Source organism: Streptomyces sp. NBC_00846 (genome assembly GCF_045207325.1).
In the GTDB taxonomy this organism is placed as follows: Bacteria; Actinomycetota; Actinomycetes; order Streptomycetales; family Streptomycetaceae; genus Streptomyces.
On sequence record NZ_CP108846.1, the window covers coordinates 3,613,456 to 3,630,972 of the forward strand.

Genomic DNA, 17,517 nt, shown 5'->3' on the forward strand with positions numbered 1-17,517 from the left:
CACGGTGCAGGTGTGATGTCCACTCCGTCCGCGAGTGTCACATTCCGTGGACGGCGGGCACCGTACCGAGGCGACCGGCCTGGAAGTCCTCGAAGGCCTGCTTCAGTTCGGCCTGACTGTTCATCACGAACGGCCCGTAGTGCGCCATCGGCTCACGGATCGGACGGCCGCCGAGCAGGACGACCTCCAGGTCCGGGGTGTTGCCGTCCTGCTTCTCGTCCGCGCGGACGGTCAGCGAGGAACCGGCGCCGAAGACCGCGGTCTGCCCCATGTGGACGGGGCGGTGCTCCGCGCCGACGGTGCCACGCCCGGCGAGGACGTACGCGAGTCCGTTGAACTCCTCGCGCCAGGGCAGGGTCACCTCGGCGCCGGGGCGCACGGTGGCGTGGATCATCGTGATCGGGGTGTGGGTGATCCCCGGACCCTCGTGCCCGTCGAGCTCACCGGCGATGACGCGGAGCAGCGCGCCGCCGTCCGGGGAGGCGAGGAGCTGGACCTGGCCGCCGCGGATGTCCTGGTAGCGGGGGGCCATCATCTTGTCGGCCTTGGGCAGGTTCACCCAGAGCTGCAGCCCGTGGAAGAGGCCGCCCGACATCACGAGGGACTCCGGCGGCGCCTCGATGTGGAGGAGGCCGGATCCGGCCGTCATCCACTGGGTGTCACCGTTCTGGATGGTGCCGCCGCCGCCGTTGCTGTCCTGGTGGACGAAGGTTCCGTCGATCAGGTACGTCACGGTCTCGAAGCCGCGGTGCGGGTGCCACGGGGTGCCCTTCGGCTCTCCGGGCTGGTACTCCACCTCACCCATCTGATCCATCATGATGAACGGGTCGAGGTACTTGTAGTTGATCCCGGCGAACGCGCGGCGAACCGGGAAGCCTTCGCCCTCGAATCCGCTCGGCGCCGTGGTGACGGCGAGCACGGGACGGGCCGTGGCGTCGCCCGAGGCGGCGACCTTGGGCAGGGTCAGCGGGTTTTCGACGGTCACTGCGGGCATGGGAGCCACCTCCGGGATTGTCGTGAGCTCAATTTAGTTGAATGGTGAACATCCCGCAAGGCGGCATTCATTCCCGCACCCCGGCCACCACGACGAGAAGGGGCCCGTACCTGGCGGTACGGGCCCCTTCTCGAACGAAGACCCGAGGTCAGCCGTACATACGGCGCATCGCGAAGTCGACCATCTGCTCCACGGCCTTGGCGTCGAAGACCATGCGGTGCTCGCCCTCCATGTCGAGGACGAAGCCGTAGCCGGTCGGCAGCAGGTCGATCACCTCGGCCCCGGTGATCACGAAGTACTTGGACTCCTTGCCCGCGTACAGCCGCAGCTCCTTGAGCGTGGTGAACATCGGGATCACCGGCTGCTGGGTGTTGTGCAGCGCGAGGAATCCGGGGTTGTCGCCGCGCGGGCAGTAGACCTTCGACGTCGCGAAGATCTGCTGGAAGTCCTCGGCGGACAGCGAGCCGGTCGTGAAGGCCCGTACCGCGTCCCCCAGGGACGGCGGCGAGGGTTCGGGATACAGCGGCTGCTCGCCGTAGCCGCCACCCATCTGCTGCTGTGCGCCGGGGTTCTGGTCGTAGCCGTACATGCCGCAAAGAGTAATCGGACACATCAGGCCCTTGGGGGGTTGCGTCTTATTACTGGCGGGTAGCATCATCGTAGAGGTCAGCTGATATGCGCACCGCCAGCTCGTCGCCCACCCGGCCCACGCCCCTTCCCGGGGTGCTGCACGCCACTGCTATTGATTACGGAGCCTTCCCATGGGGCACTACAAGTCGAATCTCCGCGACATCGAGTTCAACCTCTTCGAGGTCCTCGGGCGCGACAAGACGTACGGCACCGGCCCGTTCGCCGAGATGGACGTCGAGACGGCGAAGAGCATCCTCGACGAGGTCGCCCGCCTCGCGGAGAACGAGCTGGCCGACTCCTTCGCCGACGCCGACCGCAACCCGCCGGTCTTCGACCCGGAGACCAACACCGCACCGGTCCCGGAGACCTTCAAGAAGTCGTACCAGGCGTTCATGGACTCCGAGTACTGGCGTCTGGGCCTGCCCGAGGAGATCGGCGGCACCACCTCCCCGCGCTCCCTGATCTGGGGCTACGCGGAGCTGCTGCTCGGCTCGAACCCGGCCGTCTGGATGTACTCCTCCGGCCCGGCGTTCGCCGGCATCCTCTTCGACGAGGGCAACGAGGCGCAGAAGAAGATCGCCGAGATCGCCGTCGAGAAGCAGTGGGGATCGACGATGGTGCTGACCGAGCCGGACGCCGGTTCGGACGTCGGCGCGGGCCGTACGAAGGCCGTCGAGCAGGAGGACGGCTCCTGGCACATCGAGGGTGTGAAGCGCTTCATCACCTCGGGCGAGCACGACATGTCCGAGAACATCATCCACTACGTACTGGCCCGCCCCGAGGGCGCCGGCCCCGGCACCAAGGGCCTCTCGCTCTTCATGGTCCCGAAGTTCCACTTCGACTGGACCACCGGCGAGCTGGGCGAGCGCAACGGCGTGTACGCGACGAACGTCGAGCACAAGATGGGCCTCAAGGCGTCCAACACCTGCGAGATGACGTTCGGCGACCAGCACCCCGCCAAGGGCTGGCTGATCGGCGACAGGCACGACGGCATCCGCCAGATGTTCCGCATCATCGAGTTCGCCCGCATGATGGTCGGCACGAAGGCCATCGCGACCCTCTCGACCGGCTACCTGAACGCGCTGGAGTACGCCAAGGAGCGCGTCCAGGGCACGGACCTGTCGCAGTTCATGGACAAGACCGCCCCCAAGGTCACCATCACGCACCACCCCGACGTGCGCCGCTCCCTCATGACGCAGAAGGCGTACGCGGAGGGCATGCGCTCCCTCGTGCTCTACACCGCCTCCGTCCAGGACGCGATCCAGGAGAAGGAGGCCGCCGGCGAGGACGCCAAGGCACTGCACGGCCTCAACGACCTGCTGCTCCCGATCGTGAAGGGCTACGGCTCCGAGAAGTCGTACGAGCAGCTGGCGCAGTCGCTCCAGACGTTCGGCGGCTCCGGGTACCTCCAGGAGTACCCGATCGAGCAGTACATCCGTGACGCCAAGATCGACACACTGTACGAGGGCACGACGGCGATCCAGGGCCAGGACTTCTTCTTCCGGAAGATCGTCCGCGACCAGGGCGCCTCGCTCAACGCGCTCTCCGAGGAGATCAAGAAGTTCCTCTCGGGCGCCCAGGGCAACGAGGAGCTGTCCGGTGCGCTGGACTCGCTCGCCAAGGCGGCCGTGGACCTGGAGGCGATCGCCGGCACGATGATCACCGACCTGACCGCGACCGGCGAGGACGTCAAGAACATCTACAAGGTGGGCCTCAACACCACCCGCCTGCTGATGGCCTCCGGCGATGTCGCCGTCGGCTACCTGCTGCTCAAGGGCGCGACCGTCGCGGCCGAGAAGCTGCCGACCGCCGCCGCGAAGGACGTCGCCTTCTACCGGGGCAAGATCGCCGCAGCGAAGTTCTTCGCCGCGAACGTCCTGCCGGGCGTCTCCACCGAGCGGGCGCTCGCCGAGTCCGTCGACAACTCGCTGATGGAGCTGGACGAGGCCGCGTTCTAGGCTCCGACCCGCCGGATACGACAACGCCGCCGCCCGAGACCGTTCGGGCGGCGGCGTTGTCATGTCCCTATGATCGGCATCCGAGTCCTGAGGGGGAGGCCCACACGTGAGTTCCACCGGAGCCGCACGGTCCACGCGGCGTACCTGGACCGGAGTCATGGCCGTGCGGGCCACGGCGGCCGCCTGCGCGACGCTGCTCCTCGCGGCCTGCGGCGGCGCGGACGCAGGCTCCGGTGGCGACACCAAGGCGGCCTGGCTCGCCGAGGACCAGGTCAAGGCGGTGCTGCCGGACCAGGCCGCGATGCCCGGCTGGCAGGTGACCGAGCGGCCGACCTCGGGCTCCATGGACACCAAGATGATGGAGAGCCAGTTCTGTCCCGGTGCGGGCACCCAGGGCTGCGAACGCTCCCGCTTCTTCGGCTCAACCGCCTTCCGGCGCGACGACGGCAAGGCCGAGGCCCGGTTCTGGCTGCTCACCTACCAGGACGAGCTGGACGCCAAGGCCGCGTACGAGGTGCTGTGGCGGGACGCCTGGCACAAGTCGGGCACCGAGAACGTCGACCTCGGCACAGTGGGCCGGCAGCGCGCCGCCTCCGCCGGACCGGCCGGGCGGCACGGCGAAGCGGTCACCGGCCAGATCCGGGTGGGCACCGCCATCCTCTGGATCGGCGCCTCCGGGTCAACCGTGGCCGCGGACCGGCTCGACAAGGACTTCCCGAAGCACATCGCCGCCCTGTTCGCCAAGCGCGTGCAGCAGGCCCAGAACGGTGAGAAGCCCTCCGCCGCGATCCCCGGCCACTGAGCGGGCGACCGCGTACAGCGCCCGCGGCGGCCGGGGACGACGGTGAAGCCGCCCCGTCCGGCCTCGTTACAGTGAAGAACATGAGTTCCTCCCCCCGCTTCGACCGCGGTCACACCGACGACCTGATGGCCTTCCTGATGGCCTCCCCCTCCCCGTACCACGCCGTGGCCACCGCGGCCGAGCGGCTGGAGAAGGCCGGATTCCGCCAGGTCGAGGAGACCGCGGCCTGGGACGGCACCAGCGGCGGGAAGTACGTCCTGCGCGGCGGTGCGATCGTCGCCTGGTACGTGCCGGAGGGCGCCGCGGCGCACACCCCGTACCGGATCGTCGGAGCGCACACCGACTCGCCGAACCTGCGGGTCAAGCCGCTGCCCGACACGGGGGCGTACGGCTGGCGGCAGGTCGCCGTGGAGATCTACGGCGGAACGCTCCTCAACACCTGGCTCGACCGTGACCTCGGCCTCGCCGGCCGCATCTCGCTGCGCGACGGCACGCACCGGCTGGTGAACATCGACCGGCCGCTCCTGCGCGTACCGCAGCTGGCCGTGCATCTGGACCGGTCGGCCAACCCCGACGGGCTGAAGCTCGACCGGCAGAAGCACATGCAGCCGATCTGGGGGCTCGGGGACGTCGAGGAGGGCGACCTGATCCGGTTCGTCGCCGAGGAGGCGGGCGTCGACGCCGCGGACGTGACCGGCTGGGACCTGATGCCGCACCCCGTCGAGCCGCCCGCCTACCTGGGCCGGGACCGCGAGCTGCTGGCCGGGCCCCGGATGGACAACCTGCTCTCCGTGCACGCGGCGACCGCCGCGCTCGCCGCCGTCGCCGGGCAGCCGGACTCCGAGCTCCCGTACATCCCGGTCATGGCCGCCTTCGACCACGAGGAGAACGGCTCGCAGTCCGACACCGGCGCCGACGGACCGCTGCTCGGCACGGTCCTGGAGCGTTCCGTCTTCGCCCGCGGCGGTACGTACGAGGACCGCGCCCGGGCCTTCGCCGGGACCGTCTGTCTCTCCTCCGACACCGGCCACGCGATCCACCCCAACTACGCCGAGCGCCACGACCCGACCCACCACCCGGTGGTCAACGGCGGACCGATCCTCAAGGTCAACGTCAACATGCGGTACGCGACCGACGGCAGCGGCCGGGCCGTGTTCGCGGCGGCGTGCCGGAAGGCGGACGTGCCGTGGCAGACGTTCGTCTCCAACAACTCGATGCCGTGCGGCACCACGATCGGCCCGATCACCGCCGCCCGGCACGGCATTCAGACCGTGGACATCGGCGTCGCGATCCTGTCGATGCACAGCGCCCGTGAACTGTGCGGCGCGGACGACCCGTACCTGCTGGCCAACGCGGTGGCGGCTTTCCTGATGGGCTGAGCGCGCCGGCCGCGCCGACCGGGCGCAACCCTTCGCCGGCTCCACGGCACCCCCGATACCCTGGGTCATTGCCCGTGCCCCCATCTCGGGTGCACCTCGCCCGGAAGGGAACCGGTACGTGGAGTTCCGGCTGCTCGGCACCGTCTCCGTCGACACTGGCACCGGGCCGTTGCCGCTCGGCCCGGCCAAACGCCGCAGCCTGCTGGCCGCGTTGCTGCTGTCCGCCAACACTCCCATATCCGTCGGCCGGTTGACGGACTCCCTGTGGGACGACGAGCCGCCGCTGCACGCCCGCAGCGTCATCCAGGGGCATGTGTCGCGGCTGCGCGCCCTCCTGGTGGGCGCGGACGCGGAGGCGTACGGGGTGGAACTGATCACGCTCGGCGACGCATACGTGCTGCGGCTGCCGGAAACCCTGCTGGACTCACAGCGGTTCGAGGAACTGCTGGTCCTGGCGCGGGAACAGCGCAGCGTCGCCGACGCCGTGCTGATGCTCAAGGAGGCCCTGTCCCTGTGGCAGGGCCCGGCGCTCACCGGCGCGTTCGCCGGCCCGCCGCTCCAGGCCGCCGCGCAATCGCTGGAGGAGTCGCGGCTGGCCGCGGTCGAGCAACTGGCATGCGCCTACACGGCGCTGGGGGAACACAGCCGGGCGGCGTCGGTGCTGCGGGCGGAAGCGGTCGCCCATCCGATGCGGGAGTCGCTGGCGGCGGCGCTGATGACGGCGCTGTACCGGGCGGGGCGTCAGTCGGAGGCGCTGGACTGGTTCCACCGCACGCGGCGGCTGCTCGCCGATGAGCTGGGGATCGACCCGGGCCACGAACTCGCCGACGCGTACGCGCTGATCCTGCGCGGCGAGCCCGGCACGGACGAGCGCGTCGAACCGGCCGACCGCTCGTGGGTCCTGAGCAGCGGTACGGGGGGAAGAGGCGCCGGGACAGGAGCCGGTGTCCGGCCGGAAGCCGGAGGACGAGCCAGTACGGGAGCCGGGGCCGGCGTCGGAGCCGGTACGGAAACCTGGCCGGTAGCCGGTACGAAGGCCGGGGCCGGAGCCCTTACGGAAGCCGGAGCGCGAGCCGGTACGGGAGCCGGGGCCGGGTTTCGTACAGACAGCACGCCCGGCCCGCCTCCTCCGCTCTGTCCCCTGGCTCCGCCGCCCCTCGTCGGGGAGCCGCACCCCACCGACCTACTGCCCCGCGCACCCCGCGGCTTCCACGGCCGGGTCCCCGAACTGGCCGCGCTCACCCGAGCCGCGGCGGGCGAGGCACCCGTCTGTCTGGTCACCGGACCGGCCGGCGTGGGAAAGACCGCGCTGGCCCTGCAGTGGGCACACCGCAACCCCGCCGCCTTCCCGGACGGACGGCTCTTCGCCGATCTGCGCGGGTTCAGCGACACCGGAGAGCCCGCGCTGATCGAGGTCCTGCGCGAGTTCCTGCTGGCGCTCGGCGTCGCACTGCGCCGCGTCCCCGAGTCCGTGCCCGCAGCGGCCGCGCTCTTCCGGTCCCTGACCGACCGGCGCCGACTGCTCGTCGTCCTCGACAACGCCCGCGACTCCGCCACCGTCAGGCCCCTGCTGCCGGGTGGCACCGACTGCGTCACGCTGGTCACCAGCCGGCACCGGCTGGAAGGTCTCATCGCCTCGGAGGCGGCCCGCCCCGTCCCGCTCGACGTACTCGAACCGCAGGACGGCACGGCCCTGCTGGCCGGTGTGCTCGGCGAGGAACGGGTCCTCGCCGAACCCGTTGCCGCCCGCCGGCTCGCCGGCCTCTGCGGCGGACTGCCGCTCGCCCTGCGCGTCACCGCGGCCCGGCTTGCCGGACGTCCGCAGCGGACGCTGGCCGGGATGGCCGACGAACTGGCAGACGAACGCAGCCGGCTGACGTACCTCGACGTCGACGACACCGGTGTCTCGGCCGCGCTGCGGCTGACCGTGCAACAGCTTCCGCCGGACGCCGTCCACCAGTTCACCCGGCTCGGCCACCACCCCGGCAGCCACTTCGACCCGCACACCGCCGCCGCACTCGCCGGCACGGACCCGGTCGCCGCCGCCGCGGCGCTGGAACGGCTCGCCACCGCCCACCTCGTCACCGAAACGGCACCCGGCCGCTGGGGACTGCACGATCTGGTCCGCCTCTACGCGCGCGGCCTGGACCCCGCGTGCGGACCCGAGGCCCTCGTCTGCGTCCTCGACCACTACATAGCCACCGCGCTCGCCGCCGCCGACACGGCCGAACCCGGCGGCGAGCCCTGCTTCGTCCTGCCGGACGGCTACCACCGCCCCGCCGCCGTCAGGGACTTCACCGACCGGGCGGCGGCGATGAGCTGGCTGGCCGCCGAACGCGACGATCTGGCCCTGGCCGCCGTCGCGGCCCGGACCGCCGGGCTCGACGACCGGGCCTGGCGGATCATCCTGCTCCAGTGGCCGCAGGTGGTGTGGCGGGTCCGGGACGGCTGGGCCCCGCTGCTGGAACTGGCCCTGGACTCCGCCCGTGCCGAGAACGATCCGTATGCCGAGTCTCGGGTGCTCAATCTGCTGGGCTGGGTGCTGACCGAGGAGGGCAGGTACGCCGAGGCCGTCGCCCTGCTGGAGCGCTCGCCCGCCCTCGCCCGGCAGGCCGAAGACCGGCTCGGCGAGGCGACGGCGCTGATCAACCTGGCCATCGTCCAGGCCGAACAGGGCGGGCTCGACCTGGCGCTGGAGGGCTGCGAACAGGCCGTCGGCCTGGCCCGCGAGGAATCCGACGCGCACACCGAGATGCTCGCCCTGCAGCACCTCGCCCGGATGCAGCTCACCGCCGACCGCCCGCAGGACGCCCTGAACTCCGCCCGGACGGCACTCGACCTCGGGCCCGAGCACGAGGAGACCACGCTCCGGATGCTGCTGCTGACCGTCAGCGGCGAGGCCCGGCTGGCACTCGGCGAGGAGGACGACGGCATCCGGCTGCTGGACCTGGCGGCGAGGGAGGCGGAAACCGCCGGTTACGACGAGGGCGCGGTTCGGGCCCTCGAAGCGCTGCTACGGATCACGGCACGGACGGAGTACCGCAAACGGTACGACGAGGCGGTCCGGCGGCTCATCAACGGCGGCTGAGCCGCTCACCCTCGGTGACGTGAGAGTGGCGGTCCCGGACGTCAGCGGGACGTCAGCGGGACGCCAGCGGAACATGAGCGACGCACCCCAGACTCATACATGTCAGCAGGTCAGTGGCGCTCGCCAATGACCAGGCGTCCGCCGCACCGTCACACTCGGGGAAATTCCATGAGCACGCTCCGCAACCGCACCACTGTCCTCGCCGCCGCGACCACCGCGGTGCTCGCCCTGGCCCTGACCGCCTGCGATGGGGACGACTCCGGTACGAAGTCCGCCAGCCCGGCGTCGGGCAACTCCGCAGCCGCCTCTTCGCCGGAGACTCCGAAGGACACCTCCGCCGCAAACACCGACACCGCCAAGGGCAGCGGCACCACGGGCGGCAGCACCACGGGCGGCAGCGGTACGGCGGGCGGCAGCGGTACGGCGGGCGGCGACACCAGCGACAGCTACGCCTACAAGCACCCGTGCAAGAGCGGGGACCTGTCGGTGCGCGTGTACCCCCGCGAGGGCTCGGCCACCCAGCAGGTGATCGAGGTCAACAACGTCGGCGCGAACTCCTGCGGCCTGAGCTACTTCCCGCGGGTCAGCCTGGGCGCCGCGAATGCCTCGGACCACAGCTCCGACATCCAGCCGACCGTTCCCGGCGGCCTCGGCGGCGCACCCGCGTACCCGGTTAAGCCCAAGACGGCCGCCATCGCCGTGATCGACCTCAACCCGAGCGGTGCGAACGGCCTGACCTGGATCAACGAGATGAACGTGCTCGCCGACGACGACCACATGCCCAACGCGGAGACGCAGAACTTCGAGCTCGGCCCCGATGTGAAGGTGCTCGACCCGAAGCTCGGCCTGTACCGGAGCACGGTCGCCGAAGCGGTGAGCTCCATGAAGCAGGCGGGCACCTCCTGACCCGCTGAGCCGGGCCGTAGGACGAGCCCCGCGGGACGCGGCCCCTGCCCCTCCGCACACACCGCACCCGGCGCAGAAGGCCCTCCGTGTCCGGGGCTCCGCGCGCCGTCAGACCTGCTCGTCCATCCCTGCCAGCACCAGCGGCAGCCGGGGCGTTCCCTCCGCGGTCACGCGGACGGGGACGCCCCAGTCCTGTTGGTGGACATGGCAGGCCGGGTACTCGTTCGCAGGGTCGTCGTCGCAGGACGCCGCCATCGCGGACACGTGCAGGACCCCCTCGGCGACACCGTCGGCCAGCACCAGGTCACGGAAGAGATCGGTGCCCGGACCGGAGCCCTCCGCCAGCAGCTCGGGCGGGGTCGACGAGACCAGCAGGCGGGTCGAGGGACCGTACCGGGTGTCCAGCTTCTGCCCGGCGGGCGCCTGGAAGACCACATCGAGCCGGAGCGTGCCCGGGGCGATCTCGGTGGCCGCGCGCCGCGTGTGGTGTGCCTGGCCGACGACGCGCACGGCCTCCTCGGGAAGCCGTAGCCGGGTCAGCCGGTGCCGGGCGGACTCGACGACTACGAGATCGCCGTCGGCCAGGACGGCGTCGCTGGGCTCGCGCAGATCCGTGGCGAGGGTGGTGACCTCGCCGCTCACGGGGTCGTAGCGCCGCAGCGCGTGGTTGTACGTGTCACAGACGGCGACGGACCCGTCGGGCAGCGCGGTCACGCCCAGCGGGTGCTGGAACAGCGCCTGCTCCGCTCCGCCGTCGCGGTGTCCGAAGTCGAAGAGTCCGGTGCCGACGGCCGTACGGACGACGAAGCCGGTGCCGTCCCGCTCGACGTACCGCAGGGCGGACGTCTCCGAGTCGGCGACCCACAGCCGCTCCCCGTCGGCCGACGTGGCGAGGCCGGACGGCTGGGCGAACCAGGCCTCGTCGGCCGGCCCGTCGACCAGGCCCTCATTGGTCGTGCCAGCGGCGACCCGCACGGTCCCCGTCGCGGGGTCGTACGTCCACAGCTGGTGCACGCCCGCCATGGCGATCCACAGCCGGTCCGCGAACCAGGCGACGTCCCAGGGGGAGGACAGGTCGACTTCGCGGGCCGGGCCCGTCGTCGGTGAACCCTGCCACCACTGACGGCCCGTGCCGGCGAGGGTCGTCGTCACCCCGGTGGTGGGGTCGAGGGCACGAATCGCGTGGTTGACGGTGTCGGCGATCGCGATCCGGCCGTCGGGCAGCACGGCGAGCCCCTGCGGCTCGGAGAACCGGACCTCGTCGGGCCCACCGTCGGTGAACCCCCTGTCCCCTGTTCCGACGTGACGGCGAACCGTTTCACCGTCACGTTCGATCTCGACCAGGCGGTGCCGGGTGGTGTCGGAGACGAGGAAGCCGCCGTCCGGCAGGAGCAGGGCCTTGCCGGGGAACCGGAGATGCGTGGCGACCGGCTCGGGCGCGACGTAGGGGCCGTCGCCGCGGCGCAGCGTGCCCTTCGCCCCGTGCTCGGTCTCCAGCTCCTCGACCAGCTTCTCGATGGCGTGCGCATGGCCCTCGCCCGCGTGCTGGGCGACTATGTAGCCCTCCGGGTCGATGACGACGAGCGTGGGCCAGGCGCGTACGGCGTACTGCTTCCAGGTCGCCAGCTCCGGGTCGTCGAGGACCGGGTGGTGGACCTCGTACCGCTCGACGGCGTCGACGACTGCCTGGTGCTCGGCCTCGTGGACGAACTTCGGCGAGTGCACACCGATGATCACGACGGTGTCGCGGTGCTTCTCCTCCAGTTCGCGCAGCTCATCGAGAACATGGAGACAGTTCACACAGCAGAAGGTCCAGAAATCCAGGATCACAATGCGTCCTCGCAGGTCAGCGAGGGTGTACTGCTGTTCGCCTGTATTGAGCCAGCCACCCTTGCCGATCAGCTCCGGGGCCCGGACGCGCGCACGTGTTCCCATGTGGACAGTCAACAGCACCATGGCCCGCACGCATTCCGGAGGGTCCACGTATTCCGGGCGGTCCTGGGGGAACCTGTGAGTCATGAGATTCCTGGTGCGTGAACGGCTCTTCGCTGTAGGCGACGACTACTGGATCGAGGACGCGGACGGTCGCAAGGTCTTCCTCGTCGACGGCAAGGCCATGCGGGTGCGTGACACCTTCGAGCTGAAGGACGCGCAGGGCCGGATTCTGGTCGAGATCCGGCAGAAGCTGCTCAGCCTGCGCGACACGATGCTCATCGAGCGGGACGGCGAGCAGCTCGCCAAGGTCCAGCGCAAGCGGCTGTCGCTGCTGCGCAACCACCATCGGGTCACGCTGGTGGACGGTACCGAGCTCGACGTCAGCGGCAAGATCCTGGACCGCGAGTTCGCCGTCGACTACGACGGGGAACTGCTGGCCCAGATCTCGCGGCGGTGGCTGACCGTCCGGGACACGTACGGCATCGACGTCGTACGGGAGGACGCCGACGTGGCACTGCTCATCGCCGTATCGGTGTGCGTCATCGTGCTCGCCGACAAGGAGAAGGAGCACGAGGACTGACGGACTCGAAAACCAGGTCCGTCGAGGGGGTCCCCCATGCCCTTGAGGCCATGGGGAACTTGAGGACAAAACGATCAGCGGGTGGGTCCGGCGATGACATCGAACCCGGTTTCACGTGAAACGTGACTACTCGCCCGTCCGGGGCGGAGCCAGCCCCAGCCGCCGGTCCTTGAGCGCCGGGAACTGCTCGCGCGTGGCGGCGACCTTCGACGGGTCGAGCTCCACACTCAGCACCTCCTCGTCGGCGCCCGCCTCCGCGAGCACCTCGCCCCACGGGTCGACGACGATACTGTGTCCGGCCTGCTGGATTCCGGCATGGGTGCCCGCGGTCCCGACGGCCAGGAGGTACGACTGGTTCTCGACGGCGCGGGCCCGGGCCAGCAGCGTCCAGTGGGCGCGGCGGCGCTCGGGCCAGCCCGCGGCAACGATCAGCGTCTCGGCGCCCGCGTCGACCAGGCCGCGGAACATCTCCGGGAAGCGCAGGTCGTAACAGGTGGCGAGGCCCAGGGTGGTCTCCGGCAGGGCGACCGTGACGAGCTCCTCGCCGGCGCCCATCATGACCGCCTCGCCCTTGTCGAAGCCGAAGCGGTGGACCTTGCGGTACGTGGCGGCCCGCTCGCCCTCGGGCGTGAAGACGAGCGCCGTGTTGTAGAGGGTGCCGTCGGCGGCGCGCTCGACGAAGGAGCCCGCGTGCAGCCAGACCCCGGCGTCGGCCGCGGCCTTGGCCATGATGTCGTGGGTGGGCCCCTGGAGCGGTTCGGCCTCGTCGGCGAAGGAGGTGTACGCGAAGGCGCCGACCGGCCAGAGCTCTGGTAGAACCACCAGATCCGCACCGCGCTGGTCCGCGATCAGCGAAGCCACGCGCTGCCTACGGAAATTGACCGATTCGTCCGGGTCTACTGCGATCTGGATGAGGGAGGCGCGCACACTACCACCGTCCTGGCATTCGAGCCGTCAACACGGGCCTACGATCGTCACACGAAAGCACTGCCGGGGTGCCTGCTCGCAGCGTAACTTAGCGATCGAACCTCCCACGCAGTCCGCCGCCCGCGCCCAGCACTCCAGCCCATGCACCGCAGAACCGCACGAGGGGTCCCGTGACCGTCCATCCCAGCCTCCAGACCTACGCCGATGCCTGGACCCACTCCATCGAGTCGATAGCCGAGCTGGTGAAGCCACTCGCCGAGGGAGAGTGGAACAGCCGTACACCGTGCCCCAACTGGTCGGTGCGTGACATCGTCTCGCACATCATCGGCATGGAGAGCGAGCAGCTCGGCGACCCGCGTCCGATCCACACGCTGCCGCGCGACCTCTTCCACGTACAGAGCGACTTCGCCCGGTACATGGAGATGCAGGTCGATGTGCGGCGTCACCACACCGCGCCGGAGATGACCTCCGAGCTGGAGTACACGATCATTCGCCGCGCACGTCAGCTGCGCAACGAGACCCGTGCCCCCGAGACCATGGTCCGGGCGCCGCTGGGCGCCGAGCAGACCCTCGAACTGGCGCTGCGGATGCGGGCCTTCGACGTCTGGGTACATGAGCAGGACCTGCGGACGACGCTGGGGCAGCCCGGAAATCTGGACTCCCCCGGCGCCTTCATCGTCCGGGACACCCTGCTCGCCGCGCTGCCGAAGGTGGTCGCCAAGGACGCGGGCGCACCGGCCAATTCGGCGATCGTGCTCGATGTGCACGGGGCGCTGGAGTTCCTGCGCACGGTCAGGGTCGACGCGGAGGGCCACGGCTCGGTGGACGGTTCGCCGTCGCTCGGGCCCGCGGTGACGCTGGCGATGGACTGGGAGACGTACTACCGCCTCGCCTGCGGGCGGGTGCGCGCGGCCGCGGTCGCAGACCGGATCAAGATCGAGGGCGACCCGGACCTGGCGGCGGCGATCCTGCAGAACTTCGCCGTGACGCCGTAGCGCCCCGGCGCAGCACCCCGGTGATCGGCGGCGCCCGTCGTGCGAGGACGGGCGCGCCGCCGATCCGGCGCGACAGACGGGTCACGCGGGTACGTGCACGGCCTCCACGCGGCTGATCACATGGTGGTCCCGCTCCCGGTGCGTGGCTCGGGAGCGCAGCCGCAGAATCTGTACGACGCCGAGTGACTCCAGTACGAAGACCGAGGCGAAAGCGATCCGGTAGTTGTCCCCGGTCGCGTCCAGCAGCACGCCGACGGCGAACAGCGTGGTCATCGAGGCGATGAAGCCGCCCATATTGACGATGCCCGACGCGGTGCCCTGGCGCTCCGGCGGGTTGGCGGGCCGTGCGAAGTCGAAGCCGATCATCGAGGCGGGACCGCACGCGCCGAGCACCACGCACAGGACGATCAGCAGCCACATCGGCGCGTGGTCGCCCGGGTAGAAGATGGTCGACGCCCAGAGCAGCGCCGTCCCCGCGACCGTCCCGAGGGCCAGCGGCGCGCGGGCCGCGTGGTGGCGGGCGATGATCTGCCCGTAGAGCAGCCCGAACGCCATGTTGGAGAGCACTACCAGGGTGAGCAGCTCACCGGCGGTGGACCGGCTCAGCCCCTGCGCCTCCACCAGGAACGGCAGCCCCCACAGCAGCAGGAACACCATGGCCGGGAACTGCGTGGTGAAGTGCACCCACATACCGAGCCGGGTGCCGGGCTCCCGCCAGGCGGCGGCGATCTGCCGGCGTACGTAGGCGGCGCCCGCGTGCTCGGCGGGCGGCGGCTCGTGGCCCTCGGGGTGGTCCTTCAGGAACAGCAGAAGGAGTACGAGGACGAGAACCCCGGCGGCGGAGCTGCCGACGAAGGTGGTGGTCCAGCCGAATCCGTGCAGGGCCCGCGCGATGAAGAGCGTCGAGACGAGGTTGCCCGCCATCCCGAAGAGCGCGGCGACCTGCCCGATCAGCGGACCGCGCCGCGCCGGGAACCAGCGGGCGCCGAGCCGCAGCACACTGATGAACGTCATCGCGTCGCCGCAGCCGAGCAGCGCCCTGGAGGCCAGCGCCATGCCGTACGAGGGGGAGAGCGCGAAGCCCAGCTGCCCCAGGGTGAACAGGACGGCCCCGAGGGTGAGGACCTTCTTGGTGCCGAGCCGGTCGACCATCAGGCCGACGGGTATCTGCATGCCCGCGTAGACGAGCAGCTGAAGGATGGAGAACGTGGAGAGCGCGGAGGCGTTGACGTGGAACCGGTCGGCGGCGTCGAGTCCGGCGACACCCAGGCTGGTGCGGAAGATGATGGCGACGAAGTAGACGGCGACACCGATGCCCCAGACCCACACGGCCCGCCGGCCGCCGGGCGGATCACCGGGCAGGGACAGGGTGGGCGCGGCGGCGGAACTCATCGGTCCTCACCCCTGACGAGCACCTTGACCCGGCTGACATGACGCCGCACGACCTGCGCGGCACCGTCCGCGTCGCCGGACCTGATGGCCTCCAGCAGCTCGCCATGCTCGGTGATGTTCGCGGCGATCCTCCCCGGGTGCGCCTCCATCACGGCGACGCCCATCCTCAACTGCCGGTCGCGCAACTGGTCGTAGAGGCGCGAGAGGATGTCGTTGCCCGCATTGCGCACGATCTCGGCGTGGAAACAGCGGTCCTTCACGGACACCGCGGCCAGATCCCCCGCCTCCGCCAACTGCCGCTGCTCTTCGAGAAGTTCTTCGAGCCGCCCGATCAACCGCGCGGAGGCGGGCACGGCCTTGCGGGCCGCGAACTCCTCGACCAGCAGCCGGGTCTCCACCACGTCCGCGATCTCCTGGGCTGAGACGGCGAGCACGAGAGCCCCCTTCTTCGGATACAGCTTGATCAGCCCCTCGACCTCCAGCCGCAGCAGCGCCTCACGCACGGGCGTACGGGAGACTCCGACGGCCTCCGCGAGATCGCCTTCGGTGAGGAGCGTGCCGCCCTCGTAGCGGCGGTCCAGGACGGCTTCCTTGATATGGGCGTAGACGCGCTCGGCGGCGGGGGGCTGCTTGACGGAGGACTTCTCGGCGGGCTTCACACGGGGCTTCACGACTGGGGGTGCGGCAGGCATGTACACAGCATAGATACAAGATGCGCGCATGATGGCACCCGTCCGGAAGCCGGACGGTGAAACCTCGGCCGTCCGCGTCGGAACCGACCGATGGAGCGGGACGGACACCCGCACGGCGTGACGCGATCGACATCAACGACATCGCGTACGGGGCGATGGGGCCCGGATCCGGCGGGGGTGCACCGGACGACGCGCCGGGCCATGCCCCGAACCACCCGTAGCCCCGGAATTGCCCCAGGAATCAGCACATCCTTCCCCGGGTCTCATGAGTCTCATCACCGAGCGGCATCCTTATGAGGCCGCATTCCAGGGGCATTTGGAGCGTTCAAGTTGAAAATCGGAATCAAGGGCATAAACCGTATTTCGGCCGCTGCCACCGTGGCCCTCACTGCGGGTGCTGTCATCGCGGGAAGCGCGTTCGCCTCCACGGCGCAGGCCGCGACACTGCCCACCCCCACGATTACCGCCAAGGGCGGTTACGTGATGAACAACGGCACCGCGAAGTCCCTGTACTCCAAGGCCGCGGACACCCGTCGCTCCACCGGTTCCACCACCAAGATCATGACGGCCAAGGTCGTCCTGGCACAGAAGAATCTCAACCTGGATTCCAAGGTCACGATCCAGAAGGCGTACAGCGACTACATCGTCTCCAAGGGCGCCTCGTCGGCCCGCCTGATCGTGGGTGACAAGGTCACCGTCCGCCAGCTGCTGTACGGCCTGATGCTGCCGTCCGGCTGCGACGCCGCGTACGCACTGGCCGACAAGTTCGGCTCCGGCACCACCCGGGCGGCCCGCGTGAAGTCGTTCATCGGCAAGATGAACACCCAGGCCAAGTCGCTCGGAATGACGAACACCCACTTCGACTCGTTCGACGGCATAGGGAACGGCTCGAACTACTCGACGCCGCGCGATCTGACGAAGCTCGCGAGCAGCGCGATGAAGAGTTCCACGTTCCGCGCGGTCGTGAAGACCAAGTCGACCAAGCAGAAGGTCACCACGAAGAGTGGTGGCTACCGCTACATGTCGTGGTCCAACACCAACTCGATGCTCAGCAGCTACAGCGGCGCGATCGGCGTGAAGACCGGTTCCGGCCCGACGGCCAAGTACTGCCTGGTCTTCGCCGCGACCCGCAACGGCAAGACGATCATCGGCACGGTGCTCGCCTCCACGAACGCGACCACCCGCTCCGCGGACATGAAGAAGATCATGGACTACGGCTTCAAGAAGTAGTTCAGCCCG

At 70.1% G+C, this 17,517-nt stretch carries 14 protein-coding genes; 8 read left to right on the forward strand and 6 right to left on the reverse strand.

Annotation, left to right across the window (positions count from 1 at the left end; all coding sequences use genetic code 11):
- Positions 1-37 precede the first annotated feature (37 nt).
- A complete protein-coding gene (locus tag OG936_RS16630) occupies positions 38-994 on the reverse strand; it encodes a pirin family protein (RefSeq protein WP_383752158.1) in 957 nt (318 codons plus the stop codon).
- Between the two features lie 148 nt (positions 995-1,142).
- Positions 1,143-1,583, reverse strand: a complete 441-nt coding sequence (locus OG936_RS16635; protein WP_072487501.1) for an SseB family protein — start codon at positions 1,581-1,583, stop codon at positions 1,143-1,145.
- A 172-nt stretch (positions 1,584-1,755) separates the two neighbouring features.
- Here OG936_RS16635 and OG936_RS16640 point away from each other — a divergent pair, with 172 nt between their 5' ends.
- The 5 genes from OG936_RS16640 to OG936_RS16660 all read left to right on the forward strand — a co-directional run bounded on the left by OG936_RS16640 (position 1,756) and on the right by OG936_RS16660 (position 9,757).
- The gene (locus OG936_RS16640) at positions 1,756-3,582 is read left to right on the forward strand and encodes an acyl-CoA dehydrogenase (protein WP_406495600.1); all 1,827 of its coding nucleotides are present in this window, start codon (positions 1,756-1,758) and stop codon (positions 3,580-3,582) included.
- 106 nt (positions 3,583-3,688) lie between these two features.
- Positions 3,689-4,384, forward strand: coding sequence for a hypothetical protein (locus OG936_RS16645; RefSeq protein ID WP_406495602.1), 696 nt, complete (start codon positions 3,689-3,691; stop codon positions 4,382-4,384).
- Between the two features lie 80 nt (positions 4,385-4,464).
- A complete protein-coding gene (locus tag OG936_RS16650; RefSeq protein WP_406495604.1) occupies positions 4,465-5,763 on the forward strand; it encodes a M18 family aminopeptidase in 1,299 nt (432 codons plus the stop codon).
- Between the two features lie 118 nt (positions 5,764-5,881).
- Positions 5,882-8,851: a BTAD domain-containing putative transcriptional regulator gene (locus tag OG936_RS16655; protein ID WP_406495606.1), complete on the forward strand. Its 2,970-nt coding sequence runs from the start codon at positions 5,882-5,884 to the stop codon at positions 8,849-8,851.
- A gap of 168 nt (positions 8,852-9,019) precedes the next feature.
- Complete coding sequence (locus OG936_RS16660) at positions 9,020-9,757, forward strand: DUF4232 domain-containing protein (RefSeq protein ID WP_406495608.1); 738 nt, start codon at positions 9,020-9,022, stop codon at positions 9,755-9,757.
- A gap of 108 nt (positions 9,758-9,865) precedes the next feature.
- Here the strand turns inward: OG936_RS16660 and OG936_RS16665 are convergent, their stop codons facing one another.
- Positions 9,866-11,692 carry an NHL domain-containing thioredoxin family protein gene (locus tag OG936_RS16665; RefSeq protein WP_406495609.1) on the reverse strand — a complete coding sequence of 609 codons (1,827 nt, stop codon included), beginning with the start codon at positions 11,690-11,692 and terminating at the stop codon, positions 9,866-9,868.
- 82 nt (positions 11,693-11,774) lie between these two features.
- Between OG936_RS16665 and OG936_RS16670 the strand changes: the two genes are divergently transcribed.
- On the forward strand, positions 11,775-12,272 hold the full coding sequence (locus tag OG936_RS16670) for an LURP-one-related/scramblase family protein (RefSeq protein WP_406495611.1): 498 nt from the start codon (positions 11,775-11,777) through the stop codon (positions 12,270-12,272).
- A gap of 126 nt (positions 12,273-12,398) precedes the next feature.
- On the opposite strand, the gene OG936_RS16675 is transcribed toward OG936_RS16670, so the two are convergent.
- On the reverse strand, positions 12,399-13,199 hold the full coding sequence (locus tag OG936_RS16675; RefSeq protein ID WP_406495613.1) for a carbon-nitrogen family hydrolase: 801 nt from the start codon (positions 13,197-13,199) through the stop codon (positions 12,399-12,401).
- Between the two features lie 170 nt (positions 13,200-13,369).
- Here OG936_RS16675 and OG936_RS16680 point away from each other — a divergent pair, with 170 nt between their 5' ends.
- A complete protein-coding gene (locus OG936_RS16680; protein WP_383752139.1) occupies positions 13,370-14,194 on the forward strand; it encodes a maleylpyruvate isomerase family mycothiol-dependent enzyme in 825 nt (274 codons plus the stop codon).
- 81 nt (positions 14,195-14,275) lie between these two features.
- Here OG936_RS16680 and OG936_RS16685 read toward each other — a convergent pair whose 3' ends face one another.
- Together OG936_RS16685 and OG936_RS16690 are read right to left on the reverse strand one after the other, a co-directional pair.
- Positions 14,276-15,586: a nitrate/nitrite transporter gene (locus OG936_RS16685; protein ID WP_406495614.1), complete on the reverse strand. Its 1,311-nt coding sequence runs from the start codon at positions 15,584-15,586 to the stop codon at positions 14,276-14,278.
- Positions 15,583-16,278, reverse strand: a complete 696-nt coding sequence (locus OG936_RS16690) for a GntR family transcriptional regulator (protein ID WP_406495616.1) — start codon at positions 16,276-16,278, stop codon at positions 15,583-15,585. Before OG936_RS16690 ends, OG936_RS16685 begins: the two co-directional genes overlap by 4 nt.
- A gap of 330 nt (positions 16,279-16,608) precedes the next feature.
- Between OG936_RS16690 and OG936_RS16695 the strand changes: the two genes are divergently transcribed.
- Positions 16,609-17,508 carry a D-alanyl-D-alanine carboxypeptidase family protein gene (locus OG936_RS16695; RefSeq protein ID WP_406495618.1) on the forward strand — a complete coding sequence of 300 codons (900 nt, stop codon included), beginning with the start codon at positions 16,609-16,611 and terminating at the stop codon, positions 17,506-17,508.
- Positions 17,509-17,517: the final 9 nt, after the last annotated feature.